Below are 17,336 nucleotides of genomic sequence, written 5' to 3'. Positions count from 1 at the left end.
GGACAGGATAGGATTATTCAAATAAGAACAAGTAAGCAATAGGTTGAAAACAAAAGAGCAGGTCCTAGTCACAGGACCTGCTCTTTCGCAATTAACTTCCAATAACTTTCCAGTTGTTCGCCTGCTCCACTGTAAGTGGCTGATGTCTGCGGATGTAATCCTCTACCAGTGCGGCCATATCCGTGGCTCCTTCGTGCAGCACTTTTTTACCTGGATACATCGCATAATCCCCACCGCCAGCAGCGCGGTAGCTGTTCATCACTACAGAGTACATGCCATTCAGGTCTACTGGTTTGCCCTCACGTTCCAATTTCACAACTCGACTACCCACAGGCTGGGAGATATCCAGCTCGTATTCAATGCCAGCCCACATATCGTAATTATAATGCTGAGGTTTGGGTTCCATATAAGCCGGATTGACTGCCACCTCGCCGGAATCATTCACTTCAAAGTAACGTGCCGTTTGTTCCAATGCTTCCCGGATATCCTGACCACTCAGTTCCAATACGGTCAGTGTGTTAGGGTAGATGAAGTTGGATAATACGTCCCGAACGGTGATGTGACTCCCGAACCCGCGAGCTTCTTCACTCAGCATGGCGGTATTGGAGAGCTGCGCTCCAGTCGCTTCCATCTGCACTTGATGTACAAAAGCAATGAAGGGGTGTGCCTTGAGGCGCAGAGCCGTAGCGTTTGTAATGGATAAATCCCCAGCCACCTCGCCAATGGGTTGATCAAGCCAGGCTTGTGCCTGAGTTTCCAGCTCATCCGTCAGTTTCATGACGGTTGTATCAGGTTTAACTTCATGCTGTTCATCCAGAAGTAACAACCCAGCCTTCTTGTCTGTAATCTGCCACTTCCCGCCCGATGATTGTTCCAACTGAACGGATACATGCCCCGCACCATTTCCACTGAATCCCGGTTGAATGACGGTTACGCCATGAATAGTAGCGGTAAGCTGACGATGCTGATGTCCGGTAAGCAACACATCGATGCCTTCAATGTCCCGGCAGATGGCATAGCCTTGATTTTCTCCAGTTAACCGTTCAGTTGGCTCGCCTGTCTCCAGATCACTCTCAAATCCGCCGTGATAGCTCACAACCATAACATCAGGTTGTTCATGCTCGCGTATATAGTTAACCCATGTACGAATGGTCTCCAAAGCATCAAGGAACTGTAAACCCTCGATATGTTTTGGATGCTCCCAGTGCGGTATGTAGTGCGTGGTTGCACCAAGTAGTGCAATTCGGACACCGGAGGAGAGTGTCTTGATTAGATAGGGAGGACCGAAAGCTGGCAGAACTGCACCTGTTGGAAGATCTATCGAAGATTCTGTTCCATTGGCTCTTGCATGCTCACCATGCACAATGTTGGCTGACAGCCAAGGGAAGTTGGAAGCTTCGACTGCTCGGCGCAACAGATTCTGACCATAGTTGAACTCGTGGTTACCCATCACCGCAGCATCATAACCGAGTTCATTCAATACTGTAATGAATGGATGCACTTCGTTTGTGGAAATCTGTGAAGCGGCGTATGAGGCCAAAGGTGATCCTTGCAGTAAATCTCCGTTATCCACCAGCATCAGTTCAGGTGAACGTTCGCGTTTCTGACGAATCAGGGAAGCGAGCAGGGCAAGTCCTGCCGGGCGGTATGCATTGGTATTGTAATGAATGGGACGGATGGCCCCGTGCAGATCACTGGTGAACAGGATATCGAAGCTTGCCGTATGGGTGGTTGTGGATGTCATTTTACAATCTCCTCTAATATATAAGTTCAGATATATGGAATTACTATAATACGGAGAAGACCGATTAGCCTGAAGAACCGAAGGTTATGCCGTTATCTCCGATGTTCTTCCTATATCTTCAACCATAATGAGCCTATTCTAACAGATACAAGACGCGCTGACAGCCTGACAAGAAACTTTACAAAACTCCAAATTTCGTTTCACATCACGCAAATATTTGGCAATTATAGTAGACAAGTACTGAAAAATAGAAACTCTTTGGAGGGTGTTCGTTTGAAGAAGTCTGCTTTATTTTTACCATTGTTGATTTTGGTTCTGTTTCTGAGTGCTTGTGGGTCTAGTAGTAGTACAACAGGTTCGGCTAACGGGGATAATGCGAGTTCCAATGCATCCGGTACGGCGACGGCAGAGACAGAGAAGCCTGTCGAAGGTTATGTGCCAACGGAACTGACGGTTCAATTCGTTCCTTCCCAGAATGCAGACACGCTTGAAGCCAAAGCAAAACCGCTCGAAAAGTTGCTGGGTGACAAACTGGGCATTCCGGTAAAAGTCAGCGTATCCACGGACTACAACACGATTATTGAAGCAATGGCTTCCAACAAAGTAGACGTAGGTTTCTTGCCTCCGACAGCTTATGTACTGGCAAAAGAAAAAGGCGCTGCACAAGTCATTTTGCAAGCACAACGTTTTGGTGTAAATGATGAGACAGGTGCTCCAACCGAAGAGTTGGCGGATTCCTATAAATCCATGTTTATCGTGAAAAAAGACTCACCGATTCAATCCATCGAAGACCTTAAAGGTAAAAAAGTTGCTTACCAAAACGTAACGTCTTCCGCAGGTTATGTATGGCCAGCAGGTCTGTTGCTCGACAGAGGCATTGATCCATTGAAAGATGTAACACCTGTAACGTTGAAAGGTCATGACCAAGGTGTTATCGCTGTATTGAACGGCGATGTTGATGCAGCAGCTATTTTCCAAGATGCCCGCAACACGGTAGCCAAAGACTATCCGACTGTATTTGAAGATACACGTGTACTGGCGTTCACTGAGCCTATTCCTAACGATACCATTGCCGTTCGTACAGACATGAATGCTGATTGGACTGCGAAGATCAAACAAGCCTTCATCGATATTGGTAAAGATACAGAAGGCCACCAGATCATCAAAGAAATCTATACGCATGAAGGTTATGTAGAGTCCGATGATAGCAAGTTTGAGATCGTTCGTCAGTATGGCGAAAAAGTGAAAGGTGAATAATGTGGATCCAAAAGTAGTTCAGGATCTGTTCACTCTGTAGTCGCTCTCTTGGATGAGAACAGCTTAATTGTAGCAATGGACAGGCCAGTTCAGCGTGATCTACGCTGCGCTGGCTTGTGCCATTATAGCAAGGAACTAGATATGGTTGATCATTAAGAATGAAAGAAGGATTATTGCCATGATTGAGCTTCATAACGTTACCAAAACTTACGCTAACGGCACCAAAGGCCTGGATAATATTAATCTGAAATTTGAGCAGGGTGAATTCATTGCTGTAGTGGGTCTGTCCGGTGCGGGTAAATCAACGCTTTTACGCTCCATTAACCGACTGCACGACATTAGTGAGGGAGAGATTCTGATTAACGGAAGTTCCATCACGAAGGCACAAGGCAAACGGCTACGTATGATCAGACGTGACATCGGCATGATCTTCCAGAGTTTCAATCTGGTGAAACGGTCCAGTGTACTGCGTAACGTACTCGCTGGACGGGTTGGATATCATTCCACCATGCGTACCATTCTGGGTCGTTTTCCCAAAGAGGATATTGAACTTGCATTTACGGCGCTGGATCGTGTAAATATCTCGGAGAAAGCCTATTCCCGTGCAGATCAGCTATCGGGTGGACAACAACAGCGTGTGGCTATTGCCCGTGTACTGGCACAGGAAGCAAAAATTATTCTGGCCGACGAACCGGTTGCTTCACTCGACCCGCTTACAACGAAGCAGGTCATGGATGACCTGAAACGCATCAATCAAGACCTAGGGATTACCACCATCGTCAACCTTCACTTTATTGATCTTGCCAGAGAGTATGCGACCCGTATTGTCGGATTGCGAGCAGGTGAGGTGGTATTTGACGGTCCGGTGGAAGAGGCAACAGATGAGCGCTTTGCAGAAATATACGGCAGACCGATTCTTGCTGACGAATTGCTGGACAAGCAGGCTGTGCATGAGCAGGGAGAAGTTGTGGTATGAAGGGGCAGTCCAACGTTCCACTTCAGAATTCAGGCGGAGTGGGGAAGGAACCTGGTTCCAGCCCGGCTCAGGTTGTAAATCGCCCGAAACCGCCTGGGCGTACGAAACATTTGCTCACCTTAGTGATCATTCTGCTCCTTCTGTGGGCCAGTGCCAAGCAGACGGATGCCAGCTTCACAGAGTTGTTTGAAGGTTTTCCCAACATGCTGGATCTGCTGAAGGAGATGTTCCCACCCCGGTGGAGTTACTTTGATAATATCGTGCAAGGCATGCTGGAAACGATCCGAATGGCCCTGATTGGAACTACCATAGGTGCGATTATTGCGATCCCGATCTCAATCATCTGCGCCGGTAACCTGATGCCAAGCCGCTGGATCTATTATCCGGCGCGCTTTCTGCTGAACCTGATTCGGACAGTTCCGGATCTGCTGCTTGCTGCTCTATTTGTAGCCGTATTTGGTCTGGGTCCAATCCCCGGAATCTTGGCGCTGGCTGTGTTCTCGGTAGGTCTGATCGCGAAGCTGACGTATGAGACGCTGGAAACGATTGATCAGGGACCGTTGGAAGCGATGACGGCTGTGGGTATGAACCGGATTCAGCTCATTGTATATGGCGTGGTGCCGCAACTGGCTGCCCAGTTCACATCTTATGTACTGTATGCCTTTGAAATTAATATACGTGCCGCTGCCATTCTCGGACTGGTGGGAGCCGGAGGAATTGGACTCTACTATGAGGCTACACTTGGATTCCTGGAGTATGACAAGACCAGCGTAATCATTCTGTTTACCCTTGTCATTGTTCTGGTCATTGATTATGTAAGTACTAAGCTGCGGGAGAAATTGCTATGATGAAAAATGAAACAAGCCGCATCCGGCCTAAACCAGGGAAGAACCCGCTACGCTGGGTCATTGTGTTACTGCTGATCCTTGTGTATGTTTGGGCGCTTGCCGGTGTACCGTTTACTGGTTTCAAGGAAACTGCCGCTCAGATTATGAAGGCTATTGTAGCCGGCATTCTCTCACCGGATTGGGATTTTGTATATCTGCCTGAGGGAGAAGATCTGCTGCGCGGACTGTTGGATACACTGGCGATCTCTGTGTTGGGTACCGTAATCTCGGCCGTACTCTGTATCCCATTTGCTTTCTGGTCTGCCCGCAATATGAGTGGGCATCGTTCCATCTCGGGTGCAGGTAAAATGGTACTCAGCTTTATCCGCACGTTCCCTGAGATTATCATGGCCTTGTTGTTCATCAAGGCAGTGGGTCCCGGATCGTTTGCAGGGGTACTCGCCCTGGGATTACACTCCATCGGCATGTTGGGCAAATTGTACGCGGATGAAGTCGAGAATATCGACTATGGCCCATCCGAGGCGCTGCTTGCTTCCGGAGCCAATCGCATGCAGCAGTTGTGGTTCGCGATTCTGCCGCAAGTTATGCCTGGATTCCTAAACTACACGTTGTATCGTTTTGAGATTAATGTACGTTCCGCGACCATACTGGGCGTAATTGGAGCAGGAGGCATTGGTACACCGCTGATCTTCGCGTTGAGCACTCGGAACTGGCCGCGAGTAGGTATAATCCTGTTGGGTATTATTGTGATGATCACGATCATCGACTTGATCTCAGGGTATATTCGTAAGAAGCTGGTGTAAGTTAATGTGGAGCTGTGAGGATATTAGATGATAGATTAAGATTGGATCATAGAGTAAGAAGAAAGTAAGAAGAGAGGGCTATTCGCTGCCAGAAATATGGCCAGGGATAGTCTTTTTTTTGTATCTGCAAATAAACAACGGTGCGTTCATGTTGGTCAGCTAACCGTCGAGGAAGGAAGGGAGTCCAAGGATATGTATAATGATGATTGAATTATTTTCCAATTACATGTAATATTAACGGGTTCCTATATAAAGGAAATTAAGGATATTAATTAATATTCCTCATAGATACCAATACAAGTAAACAGTTTTCAAAAGGAAGGTGACCTATGGAAATATTTTATTTTATATGGATTGTATTTATCGTGCTCCTGTTACTCTACAGAATGTTCTTTCAGAAGTTTAAAAAGCATAACATAGAGAATATTGGACTCAGTGCAATCCTGATCGTTTTCACGGGAAGAAGTTATCCGTATCCCCACATAAACTGAATTTTTGTCATCAGTGTTATCGCCGTGGCTGTTTATGCTGCTGTATGGAACAGTATTATAGGTTGGAAGAAATGGAATGAGCCAGAACGTTTGAAATGAACCTTAAAATTTGGTCAAAATGGCCGAATAAGGCCTGTCAGGTTCGTTAGCGGCGTTAAGGGAGAAGGATATCACGTGAAATTCGCAGTACATGAGCGCACGAACCAATGAGCCAAGAAGCTCGCGATCCCAAGAGCCGTCAGCCCCTGAGATTCATAAGTAAACAAGTTCCTTAAGCATCATAAGTGGATTGGTACCGTAAGAGTCAAAGTATTCCGATGTTTCTCTGCTCATATAAAAAAACCGAAACCATGTTGCCCTGTGAATCAGGCAATATTGGTTTCGGTTTTTTGGTTGTTTGGTTAAACGTTAGGCTTTTTTACAATCTTCTTAGCTAGCCAAAGGTAATGCTTTGGTCACTTGAACCGTAATCGTCTCTGTGCTGGTTACGCCTGCGGCGTTGATCAGCTCAGCACGGTACGTATACGTTCCGTTGGCACGACCGGACAATTCCGTAACCGCACTTTGAGAAGCTGGTGTTGCGGCATTCAATGCTTGTGTATCAATCAATACATCATTCTCATAGAGACGGTACTCCGTTGCGTTCGTACCCCACCAGAGGTTCATGGATACGTTGTAGTTGCCGTCACCATCCCAGTTATTTTGGGACAATGTAGCTTTGCCAGGGGAGGCGTTCGTTACTTGTACCGTCAGCTCGTCACTGCGTGTGGTTCCTTTGTCATTGGTTAGCTCGGCAACGTAAGTATACGTGCCATTCGTTTTGCCTGTAATGGCCGTTTTAGCAAACTGTGAAGAAGGTGTTGTCGCAGTCAACTTTTGTGTATCGATCAGAACACCGTTCTCGTACAGTTTGTACTCGGAACCATTTTCGCCCCACCAGAGGTTCATGCTTACGTTATACGAACCTCCGAACAGGCCAGTCGTATATCCATTATCAGAAGAAAGCACCGGTTTACCCGGTGCTCCTGCAGCTGGAGTGGAAGGTTGTTCGCCTCCACCTTGCTCTTCAGCAGGTGCAAAATCATTCAAGTTTCTTGGTTTCAATTGATATACATCTTTGAAAATAGCAGAAACGCCTGTAATATCAATTTTGTCACCAGCAGCATAAGGGAAGGAAGTATCTGTCACACCTGTACGTGTATCGACACGAATATGTGTACTCGTTCCATCTGCTGCTACCGCGTCGAACTCAAATGATCCAACCGGTGTAGCACTGATGATATTCTCGATCGTTACATCTTTCAGTTGAACCAGTTGTCCTTGGTTCGCATCTGTAATGGCTGTAACTTCGATTGGAGCAGGTACGGAAGCCGTACCTGTTTTCTCAATCGCAACAATGTCGGTAAGCTCGAACTCGCTGTTATAGATGGTTGTTGCTGCCGTTACCTTAACCTTGTCACCAGCATGGAAGCCGCTAGTGTGCTGGAACACGTAGATTCCGGCAGTTTCATCCTGAAGATAGAAGGCTTGTCCACCGAACGCACCTGGCTCTGTCGTTACGACACCTTCGATGGTTACGGTCGTACCAACAGCTTTGGTACGTGCTTCGGCAACGGTAATTGCTGCTGGAATCGGTCCTTCTTCTTCCGGAAGCTGTTCAGCCGGCACATTACCAACGGTTACTGCATTGGTGATCAGGTTACTGCCGTTCAGACGCAGACGCAAGCTCGCAGCGCCAGTTGTACCCGGTTTGATACGTACATTCAGATCTTTGATCCCGCGACCTTGGCTGTCCGAGGTTACACTGAAGGTGGAGCTATATCCGTACGAAGTCGGCCAAGTACCACTTTCATTCTGAATCATGGCGACCTGTGTTCCACCAGTCAGATAGATACCCGCGCTATAACCGGATACGGTTGTGTTTGGAGCCATGTTCTCCACAACGACACGAATCTGGAAGTCTTCTGCATTCGGAAGCGTATCCTGTTTCACGAAGCTGTAAGCAGCATTCGCACTGGATGCAGGGCCACCATAAGAACCAGCCTTGAACGTGGAACGATCATACCACTTGTATCCGGCAGCAGGTGCAGCCCAAGGTTCAGCCTGTGGTTCTGTGGAAGCAGCCGGCTCTTCGAATGGCAACAGCGCTGTAGCTGTATCCAGATCAAGTCCGTTTACTTGAGTGAAGTCCGTGTAGTTCTCTTGTGTAGCAAGCCAGTTCACGGTGTTCACGAGCAACACGGCATCATCGGCTTCTTTAAAACCGTCATAAGTTGTTTTGCGTGTTCCAGTCTCTTCACGCAAGTATTTAGGCGATGCATCTTCCACTGGAGAGGAGTCACCGATGAAGGCAGCCTTACCTGCGCCCAGCTTGGATACGGCTACGTAAGGACCTTCTTCGATCCCCCCGCCGTTGTATACGCCTTGGTCCACCGCGTTGTTCCATTTGGCGTTGGTTTTTGGCAGGTATACGATGCCTTTTGCTTTTTCCGGATCAGTGATTGCGAGGGTTGAGCCGGCATGCATGGCTACCGCCGACACGCCTTCTGTGATGCCGAAGGCTTGATCTGCCGGTACAACGATATTGGCATTGATATCGCCAAGTGCGTTATAGCGGAATCGTACGCCGAAGTTATCGGACAACCAGTCCGAGCTGTTGATATTTTGCATGGCTTCCGAGTTGCGCTCATCTGTGCTCATACCTTTCGCCGGATCTTCAAATGCTCCCCGACGATAACCGTTGATGACTTCTGAGCCATCCCAGCGGTTTTTATTACGGTCGGCATTATAGTGATCTCCAACGAAGAAGATGCTGCCGCCTGTTTCAACATATTGTTTCAGTGCTGCTTGTTCGGATGTTTTGAAAGGAATTTGAGGCTCTGCAATAACGAATACGTTGTACTCTTTCAGATCATCATAGGTAAATGGAGTCGTTTTGCGAAGTTCTTTGACATAGTAACCATCATTCGCGAGTGCATTTCCGAAGTCGGAGAAACCTCCATCAATGACCCAGTCTGCCGCTCCAGCCGTCTGGCCATGGGAATTGTCGAACAATACTTTCTTACCTGCATTTTGGTTCACAATCTTCGCCTGGATGAACGGTGCCGGGTCTGTCGGTCCTTCCGCATGAACCGATGCATCTCCGTTCCATAATCCGATCTGAAGCGGCAAAGCCATGGACAATGCCAAGAGTGATTTTAGAAACACTCCTCGCATACCTGTTAATTTACCCAACCAAATCCCTCCCAAATATTAGTTGATTCATGAGTTCGTCCATATTCTACCACATGAAAATCTCACATAGTCATAACAATTTGTAAAAATTAACTCGATATTTGTAAAATTGGGTCTTTTGACATATCCATAGGTATTTCGATCCTGTCTTAACACTCCCATTCGGCGTCACTGTTGATTTTGCATAAAAAAAGCCATCTCTTATGAGATGACTTTGGCCCGAATTCGATTGACGGCATGGAAGACAGAGGATTTAATCATGCCTTCACTGCGATTCACCAGCTCTGCCGTTTCCTTAATGGAGTATCCGTGGATGAGGCGAAGCTCTAATATTTTACGGTGTTCCGTGTTGTTGATATGGCAGACAAGATCATGAACGCCTTCATTAATTTCAAGCTGTGGTGTATCGAGATGATGGGTGGGTACATCCAGACGACTATCGCGTCGGAGTGTGCGGGTCCGCCTGCGGAAGCTGTCCATGGCCAAGTTTCGGGCAATGCGTTTGAGATAATAGAGAAGCCGATCTTCAGGAATTTCCACGGTCACGTTCATCAATCGAATGAAACATTCCTGAGCCAGATCTTCTGCGTCTTGCGGTTGTTTGACAATATGGGATAGATACCTTGTGATATCTGATTTATAGTTGATATAAGCATCGTTAATTTGTGTCTTGTTCATATGATGTGAATCCCCCTTGGATACAGATCAGGCTTGGGTCCGGTCTGGTATGAGTCTCTTCTGATCTAAGTATATCGAGAGGTTGTTTCCAAAAGGTTCAGAGTTGTATCGAAGTTGTAACATTTCGTACTTCCCTCTATTCAAGCAGACGGCTTGGGATACAAAATATAGGCAGATGAAATTCATAGAGCAGGGAGATTACGAGGGTATCATGAGACCTAAAGAGATTTTAATTATTGAGGACGAGGAGTCCATTCGCGATATTTTATCCTATTCGTTACGTAAGGAAGGCTTCGAGATCATGCAAGCAGCTACGGGGAGAGAGGGGCTGAATCTGCTTCGGGATTCGAAGCCGGATCTGATCCTGCTGGATCTAATGCTTCCAGACATGAGTGGTTTTGATGTGTGCAGGCAACTATCCGTGAATTCCAAGATACCCGTCATCATGATTACCGCCAAGTCGGACATGCTGGACAAGGTGCTTGGCATGGAGCTGGGGGCGGATGATTATATCACGAAGCCTTTTGATATCCGCGAGGTGGTTGCACGCATTCGGGCGATCTTTCGCCGGATTGATCTGATCAGCGAGACACTGGAGAATCACTCCTATGAGGTGGTCAGGCTGGGCAAGCATATTGAGATTCGCAAGGATGAACGGGAAGTGTGGAAGGATGGGGAACGCGCAGGACTCACGAATAAGGAATATGATCTGTTGTTATTTCTCGTGACCCATCATCGGAAGGTACATACACGTTCTGAACTGCTGGACAAGGTATGGGGATTTGATTTTGCAGGGGATACCCGAACCGTGGATATTCATGTACAACGGATTCGCAAGAAGTTGGATAGTGGTGTGCAGGGCATTTCGATGATTGAAACGGTATTCGGTGTAGGGTATAAGCTGAATATTCAGGTGCAGACATGAAGTGGACGATCCAGTTCAAAATGGTAGTGCTTTTTTCGGTCATCGTCTTCATCGGATTCTCCGCTCTGCTAATTCTATCCAATAAGGTGGCACAGGAGAATATGTACCGTGAAGTGCATGAGGATATGGTGCAATCGAAAAGAAATCTGGACATCGCGCTGAATCAGTACTTCCTGATTCATAACAAACGCATGAGCAGAGACTCTCTCGAAGCAGGAAGTCGCGAGCTTGCGGAACAGATTGGCTCAGCCGTTGGCGGGGAGATTACCGTATATCGTCCCGATGCTTCGCCTTACGGATCTGCTGGCAGCGAGGTTAACGTTGCTAAGCGTTCCGATGATCCTGATGTAGAGGAAGCCATACAATCCCGGATCGCTTACACCACAGTTGTCGATAAAGGTCAGGTCACCTCCAGTCTATCTTTCCCCGTTCAGATGGATCAACAATTGATTGGAATTGTACAGTTGGAGAAGGATTACACCGATTTGTACAAACGCAATCTCCGCTTCCAGAATACGATCAAGCTGTTTGCAGCGGTTATTTTTGTATTTGTATTTATCGCATCGATCTTTATTTCCCGGAAAATTACACAACCCATCCGTGTACTTACGAAACGTTCTGCGGAAGTAGCCCAGGGAAGTCTGAATGCAGACATTCAGATTACCACCAAGGATGAGATTGGTGAATTGGCTTCAAGCTTCACCGTCATGATTAATCGGGTTCGGGAGCAGATTGATGTGATTGAGCGGGAGCGGGATGAAGTGAAACAAGTGCAGGCGCGAAGCAAAATCTTTTTTGACAATGTGACACATGAATTGAAGACACCCTTAACGACGATCCTGGGGTACGCTCAGATTTTGCGGGATAACGGATTTACCGATCAGGACTTTTTTGACAAAGGCATGAATTATATTATTAAGGAAAGCCAGCGTCTTAACACAATGGTTGCTGATATTCTGAAAGTCTCTGTCTCGTCTGCGGTTATTCAGGCGTACCGATTCGAACGTGTCGATGTATCCGATATTATTCGGGAAGCTTGTGAGGACATGTCGATTAAAGCAAGCAAATACAATATAGGCATCCACTACGAGCTGGAGGAACACCAGTATCTGCAAGGAGATCGTGACAAGCTGAAGGAGGTCTTCCTCAACGTTCTGGATAATTCGGTCAAGTACAGTGATGTGAACTCCATTATCGAAGTACAATCCTTCCGATTAGGTGATTCCATCGCTATTGTGATTCGTGATCAGGGGGAGGGGATCGGTGCTGAAGCGCTACAGTATGTATTTGAACCCTTTTACCAGGATAAAGAAATCAAGAGGGCCGAGAAAGGCAGCGCCGGTCTGGGCTTGTCTATTGTGAAGAACATCGTTGAGCGTCATGGAGGAACAGTGGAGATGAAGAGCATCATGGGGAAAGGTACACAAGTGAATATCAGTCTTCCGGGGGAAATGAACGCATGAGACATCCCGGATTTTGGCGTAAAAACCGTGACAGATTGATGCTGTCTGGGCTATTAATCGCATTTGTCGGCGGAATTTTCGGGATTGGAAGTCTGTTCAGTATTGCAAATCTCAAGCCTAGAACGGTGATTTTGCCAAGTCAGCAATTCAATAACCGTTTGGCACCCCCGCCGAGCAGTACAATTCAGATTGAGTCGGCTACCAAGATTCCGAATGATTTTGCGATCTTTGATTTTGAAGTGGTTGATCGAAACACGATCATCATCAATCATTTGGAACCCTCCTATTCACGACTTCAGCTATCTCTTCTGCATCTGGATGATAACGCAGTAAAGAGCATTGCGAGTAATACGGATTACGGAGTTGCGATCAGCCCGGATCACAAGAAAATCATCTACTCTCAGTACCGACCGGGGCAAGTGCAGAAGACGACATATGAGTATGTGATTGAGAGCGGGGAACGTCGCAAGCTTCCAAACGATAACTCGTATTATAGAGTGTTTACAGGCAACCAGTCCTACATCGGTCAGGATGATCTTTTATTCAAACACGTTGATCTGAGCCAGGATACGAGTCATGTCATCTACACGCATGAAGAGCTGATGGGCATATTCACAGGATCAACCCAAGGGAAAGATTCGAAAGATACGTTTATCTTTACGGATGTGTTGCAGGTCAGTGAAGATCTGAAGCAGTTCTATATGCTGGTGATGCTGAAAGACAATTATGCCATCTATCGTGCATCGCTTGAGGGGGCGCATGAAGTGAAGGCATATGCGGCAATGGAAGACATTCAACAATTCAAGTTGCTGAAAAATGGGGACATGCTCATCCAGGGCACGATGAATAAGGTACAGGGGTTATACCGATATCGTGCTGCGCAGGAGCAGTATGATCTAATATTAGAAGGTTCCATCTGGAACTTCGAACTGGATTCAGATGAATCTCGAATCGCTTACTTTTATCCCATGGATAACCAGAATCTGAAGAATGAGCTGCACATCGCTTACCTGAATGAAAACAAACTTTCGTCAGATACGGTCATCTACCGTAATATTGACAGCTTCATTAATCTGAAATGGAACGACGATGAGCTATTTGCAGTGGGCAGCACGATGGATAAAAGTGAGATGTACCGCTTTAGCTTCAGAGCCTGGTAAGCTGAGTGGCATCGCATAAGAATAAAAGACCTTGGTCTGGATGGAGCTGGTGAAAGTTGCTCTGCGGACAAGGTCTTTTTGTTCTCACATTTTACAAGTTGGATACAACTCCGGTCAGCTCGGATACATCTCCACCCTATAATTAAAGGGAATGTGCTAAGCGAATCTATACATGCAAGTTCAAAAAGACCTGTACATATGCAGCAAGTAGAAAGGAAGACATGGAGTCATGCTTCAAGTTGAACAATTATCCCACTCGTTCCGTAATAGCCAGGGAACCGTGCCGGTGCTTCAAGATATCAATCTGACGATTCCAGAAGGCCAGATGGTGGCTCTGCTGGGCAGTTCAGGTTCAGGCAAGTCTACGTTGCTGAATCTGATGGCGGGGCTAATGAAACCCGATCAGGGCAAGATTCTCATTGCGGGACAAGATATTGTACGTTTCAGCGAAAATCGCTTGGCTGAGTTCAGACGCAGTCACATCGGGTTTATTTTCCAGTCGTATGAGCTGCTGTCTAACCTTACGATCCGGGAAAATGTAGAGTTACCCTTGGTGTTTATGGGCATAAGCCCTTCGAAACGCAAAGCAAAAGCATTGAAGCTGCTGGAACAGGTTGGACTGGGTGAAAAAGCAAACTTGTTCCCGTCCCAATTGTCGGGCGGTCAACAACAACGGGTCAGTATTGCACGCTCGCTCATTACCGAACCCTCGGTGATCTTTGCGGATGAGCCAACGGGAAATTTGGATACCGAGACGGAAGAAGAGATTATTGCGATTTTGCAGCAGCTGAACCGGGAATTGAATACGACCTTTGTCATTGTGACACATGAAGCAGAGGTCGCCGAGCAGATGCAGGTCGTGCTTACCCTGCAACATGGAATACTCGTCGAAGAGGCTGTTGTAAGGGAAGTTTGAGGCAAAAGGAGAGGGCATGTGAGAATACGGGATGTAGCACGTATGGCCTGGGGACAGATCATTCGCAGAAAAATGGTCACACTGCTGTGCATGATGGGGCTGTCCATCGGTTCTGCCGCCATGATTATTGCACTTAGTGTGGGGCAGTCCGTACAGACCTATAGCGAGAAAACATTGAACGACAATTACAAGATGGATGAGATTACGATTACACCCAATGAAGGCATCCGTACCGGTAACGGCAAGGGGAATGGCCAGACATCGAAGTTTGAACGAGGTGCACTAACCTTGGAGAAAATTCAGATTATCCAAAGACTTCCTCATGTCGTTGCCGTGGCCCCCATGTTAAAGCTGGATTCACTGGAAATGGTGCTTCCGGATGGCCGCAGTACTTACGTTGAAGTGATTGGTACTGAGCTGGAGACACTAGGCGGGTTTGGATACAGATACGCTGAGGGGCGTGGCGCAGAGGATGGCCGTATGGCGGTGACCAGTTATGGAGCTGCATTCGGACTCATAGATCCCAAAGTCACGCAGAAGTTATTTGAGCAGTTGAATGCTGATCCATATAACAATGAGCTTTTGCAGCAGTTTACGGAAATGTCAGCGAAGCAGGATCAACTGGTTCAGCAGAGTATTCAGTTTCGATATGAAGATTATGCGAATGCGAACAAAACCAAAATGAGTGGCTCTATCCGTGTGTCTGGAGAACTGACGAAGCCTTCCAACATGGATGAAATGAGTGCTCAAAACGATAAAAAGGTATATCTGCCGCTTGATGCAGCTCGTGCATTGCAGGATGAGCTTGGACTACAACAGGTCGACAGCAGTGCAGCCAAGCATCTGAACTCGGCTTTGGTCAAGGTTGAAGATAAACGCTATGTATCCCAAGTGGAAGAACAGATCCAAAAGCTGACGTTAAACACACAGAGTAATCTGTTCCAGGAGGAAGCGATGACAGGCCAATTGGCGATGTACCAAAAAGCAGCATTGGGAATCGGTGGTTTTATCATGCTGCTGGCCTCACTGTCCATTATTGTGGCAATGATCATGTCTACGCATCAGCGGCGTAAACAGATTGGTGTCATGAAGGTGCTGGGTGCGAATCTGTGGCAGATCCGTCAGATGTTTATTACAGAAGCAGCGATGCTTGGATTGATGGGTGGCGTGGTTGGTGTCGGGATTGCCTTTACTGCCCTCGGCGGGGTGAACAGTCTGCTGGCGAGTCAGATGGCAGATCAGGTCAATGGCCCGATGACCGTGGTTATTCAACAGTCCGCTCTGCCGCTGGGCATCGTGTTTGCTGTTCTGGTTGGCATTGTATCGGGAATATACCCGGCAATCAGCGCATCCCGAACCAATGCATTAACTGTGATCAAATCGATGTAACTTTATCAGCGAAAGGGAAAATGGGCACATGAAGAAATGGATTAAAATCATCATCACCGTTGTACTTTTGGCAGGTGTAGGGTATTGGCTGTATGAAAAGTATAAGCCACAACCGGAGGCACCTATAGAGATTCCGCCCCCGATTACCTTTGACGTCACACAGGAAACGATGACGCAAACGATACAAGTGAAGGGGAAATCTGTATACACCGATCAGACCGATATCTTCGCCCCATATGCTTCCAACATCAAGCAGTGGCACGTGAAAAGTGGTGAGCAGGTGAGCAAGGGAGATATCCTGTTTACGCTCGACACTTCCACGTTACAAACGGAAGTAGAGCAGCTGCAGAGCGATCTGGAAAAAGCCCAGCTGGAAAATAAGATGAATCAGGTTAGCCTGGATCAGGCGAATATGAGTGAGTCGCTTGGCGTGACGGAAGAGGAACGCAAGAAGGCATTTGCGGACCGGGAAGGCAAGCGCCTGACGAATGAATTGAATCAAAAAGCGCTGGTCCTCAAGGAGAAGGAGATACAGAAAAAGCAGGCTGTGATGAGCAAGTCTATTGTGTATGCTTCCGCCTCCGGCATATTTCAGATGAATGAAGAGGACAGCAAGACACGTGCAGTGACGGAAGGGCAGCTAATCGGGTCCATTACCAATATCAGCAAACTGAAATTCATGACGATTGTTGGTGAAGAAGAAATGTTCAGGCTCAAGGTGGGCATGCCGGTTAAGGTGCGAATGACAGCACAGAAAGACCTGCAATTCACCGGGAAGGTGAGCAAGGTATCCAAATTCGCCCGCAAGAGTACGGATACGGACCTTAAGCAGGCTTCGCAGTTTGATGTTGTAATCGATCTGAAACCGGATGCCAGAATGTACGGGGGCGTGAGTCTGGAAGGGGATATCGAGACGATGCGTAAGGATAAAGTGACGGTAGTGTCCAGCCTTGCAATCATGCGGAATCAGACAGAACCTTATGTATTGTTAGACAAAGGGAACGGCCAGACAGAACCACTGACCATCCAGGCTGGAATGGAATCGGGCGACAAGACAGAAGTGGTTAGCGGCTTAAAACCGGGAGATGTCGTCGTTCTGCCTTAGGGAGAGCGGTTGATTCAACCTTGATCAATAGGAGGTTTATTGTGGCCTACCGCCACAATGAGCCTTTTATGTCGTTGGGGCAAGGGAAGTTTAGATTCCTGCCTGAATAATGGAAAAAAATATAATTAAATTTATATAATTCAATTTACAGTAATATTTACATGTCGTATAATCAGAACATAAGGAGGTGACACCGAACGTCATGATTGTAGATGGTAGGCGAAGGCCTTTTTTAAATCCCATTATGGGAAGCGCTTACCATGATCAGAAGCCAGATATCGCGTAATCCTTCTTCACACTTCTTCATGTCTAACACACGTTCAACCACACCCACCACATTATACTCA

At 47.1% G+C, this 17,336-nt stretch carries 13 protein-coding genes; 10 read left to right on the top strand and 3 right to left on the bottom strand.

Going from position 1 to position 17,336, the window contains the following annotated elements; translation table 11 throughout:
• Positions 1-91 precede the first annotated feature (91 nt).
• Positions 92-1,744, bottom strand: coding sequence for a bifunctional metallophosphatase/5'-nucleotidase (locus MHH93_RS10395; RefSeq protein WP_500053981.1), 1,653 nt, complete (start codon positions 1,742-1,744; stop codon positions 92-94).
• A 258-nt stretch (positions 1,745-2,002) separates the two neighbouring features.
• On the opposite strand from MHH93_RS10395, the gene MHH93_RS10390 reads away from it, so the two are divergent.
• The 4 genes from MHH93_RS10390 to phnE (MHH93_RS10375) all read left to right on the top strand — a co-directional run bounded on the left by MHH93_RS10390 (position 2,003) and on the right by phnE (MHH93_RS10375) (position 5,628).
• On the top strand, positions 2,003-3,001 hold the full coding sequence (locus MHH93_RS10390) for a phosphate/phosphite/phosphonate ABC transporter substrate-binding protein (RefSeq protein WP_500053980.1): 999 nt from the start codon (positions 2,003-2,005) through the stop codon (positions 2,999-3,001).
• A 178-nt stretch (positions 3,002-3,179) separates the two neighbouring features.
• Positions 3,180-3,977, top strand: coding sequence for a phosphonate ABC transporter ATP-binding protein (gene phnC / locus MHH93_RS10385; RefSeq protein WP_062837418.1), 798 nt, complete (start codon positions 3,180-3,182; stop codon positions 3,975-3,977).
• Positions 3,974-4,825, top strand: coding sequence for a phosphonate ABC transporter, permease protein PhnE (gene phnE, locus MHH93_RS10380; RefSeq protein ID WP_419891247.1), 852 nt, complete (start codon positions 3,974-3,976; stop codon positions 4,823-4,825). The genes phnC and phnE (MHH93_RS10380) overlap by 4 nt, the downstream gene beginning before the upstream one ends.
• Positions 4,822-5,628, top strand: coding sequence for a phosphonate ABC transporter, permease protein PhnE (gene phnE, locus MHH93_RS10375; RefSeq protein ID WP_500053979.1), 807 nt, complete (start codon positions 4,822-4,824; stop codon positions 5,626-5,628). Before phnE (MHH93_RS10380) ends, phnE (MHH93_RS10375) begins: the two co-directional genes overlap by 4 nt.
• A 920-nt stretch (positions 5,629-6,548) precedes the next feature.
• Here the strand turns inward: phnE (MHH93_RS10375) and MHH93_RS10370 are convergent.
• Complete coding sequence (locus MHH93_RS10370; RefSeq protein ID WP_500054106.1) at positions 6,549-9,335, bottom strand: DUF5689 domain-containing protein; 2,787 nt, start codon at positions 9,333-9,335, stop codon at positions 6,549-6,551.
• Between the two features lie 219 nt (positions 9,336-9,554).
• On the bottom strand, positions 9,555-10,031 hold the full coding sequence (locus MHH93_RS10365) for an RNA polymerase sigma factor (protein WP_500053978.1): 477 nt from the start codon (positions 10,029-10,031) through the stop codon (positions 9,555-9,557).
• Between the two features lie 211 nt (positions 10,032-10,242).
• On the opposite strand from MHH93_RS10365, the gene MHH93_RS10360 reads away from it, so the two are divergent.
• From MHH93_RS10360 to MHH93_RS10335, 6 genes are all read left to right on the top strand, one after another.
• Positions 10,243-10,956, top strand: a complete 714-nt coding sequence (locus MHH93_RS10360; protein ID WP_500053977.1) for a response regulator transcription factor — start codon at positions 10,243-10,245, stop codon at positions 10,954-10,956.
• Positions 10,953-12,419: a sensor histidine kinase gene (locus MHH93_RS10355; RefSeq protein ID WP_500053976.1), complete on the top strand. Its 1,467-nt coding sequence runs from the start codon at positions 10,953-10,955 to the stop codon at positions 12,417-12,419. Before MHH93_RS10360 ends, MHH93_RS10355 begins: the two co-directional genes overlap by 4 nt.
• On the top strand, positions 12,416-13,579 hold the full coding sequence (locus MHH93_RS10350; protein ID WP_500053975.1) for a hypothetical protein: 1,164 nt from the start codon (positions 12,416-12,418) through the stop codon (positions 13,577-13,579). Before MHH93_RS10355 ends, MHH93_RS10350 begins: the two co-directional genes overlap by 4 nt.
• Positions 13,580-13,808: 229 nt before the next feature.
• Positions 13,809-14,495, top strand: coding sequence for an ABC transporter ATP-binding protein (locus tag MHH93_RS10345; RefSeq protein ID WP_500053974.1), 687 nt, complete (start codon positions 13,809-13,811; stop codon positions 14,493-14,495).
• An 18-nt stretch (positions 14,496-14,513) separates the two neighbouring features.
• Positions 14,514-15,884 carry an ABC transporter permease gene (locus MHH93_RS10340; protein WP_500053973.1) on the top strand — a complete coding sequence of 457 codons (1,371 nt, stop codon included), beginning with the start codon at positions 14,514-14,516 and terminating at the stop codon, positions 15,882-15,884.
• A gap of 28 nt (positions 15,885-15,912) precedes the next feature.
• Positions 15,913-16,989, top strand: a complete 1,077-nt coding sequence (locus tag MHH93_RS10335) for an efflux RND transporter periplasmic adaptor subunit (protein ID WP_500053972.1) — start codon at positions 15,913-15,915, stop codon at positions 16,987-16,989.
• The last annotated feature ends 347 nt before the right edge of the window (positions 16,990-17,336 follow it).

The organism is Priestia sp. FSL H7-0729, assembly GCF_038005685.1.
Classification (GTDB): domain Bacteria; phylum Bacillota; class Bacilli; order Paenibacillales; family Paenibacillaceae; genus Paenibacillus.
Note: the sequence above shows the minus strand (reverse complement) of the source record. Positions and strands in the feature narration are given on the sequence as shown.

Coding starts and splice junctions, on each gene's coding strand:
- MHH93_RS10395 (WP_500053981.1), bottom strand. CDS start 1,744: ATGACATCCACAACCACCCATACGGCAAGCTTCGATATCCTGTTCACC.
- phnC (WP_062837418.1), top strand. CDS start 3,180: ATGATTGAGCTTCATAACGTTACCAAAACTTACGCTAACGGCACCAAA.
- phnE (WP_419891247.1), top strand. CDS start 3,974: ATGAAGGGGCAGTCCAACGTTCCACTTCAGAATTCAGGCGGAGTGGGG.
- phnE (WP_500053979.1), top strand. CDS start 4,822: ATGATGAAAAATGAAACAAGCCGCATCCGGCCTAAACCAGGGAAGAAC.
- MHH93_RS10370 (WP_500054106.1), bottom strand. CDS start 9,335: ATGCGAGGAGTGTTTCTAAAATCACTCTTGGCATTGTCCATGGCTTTG.
- MHH93_RS10365 (WP_500053978.1), bottom strand. CDS start 10,031: ATGAACAAGACACAAATTAACGATGCTTATATCAACTATAAATCAGAT.
- MHH93_RS10360 (WP_500053977.1), top strand. CDS start 10,243: ATGAGACCTAAAGAGATTTTAATTATTGAGGACGAGGAGTCCATTCGC.
- MHH93_RS10355 (WP_500053976.1), top strand. CDS start 10,953: ATGAAGTGGACGATCCAGTTCAAAATGGTAGTGCTTTTTTCGGTCATC.
- MHH93_RS10350 (WP_500053975.1), top strand. CDS start 12,416: ATGAGACATCCCGGATTTTGGCGTAAAAACCGTGACAGATTGATGCTG.
- MHH93_RS10345 (WP_500053974.1), top strand. CDS start 13,809: ATGCTTCAAGTTGAACAATTATCCCACTCGTTCCGTAATAGCCAGGGA.
- MHH93_RS10335 (WP_500053972.1), top strand. CDS start 15,913: ATGAAGAAATGGATTAAAATCATCATCACCGTTGTACTTTTGGCAGGT.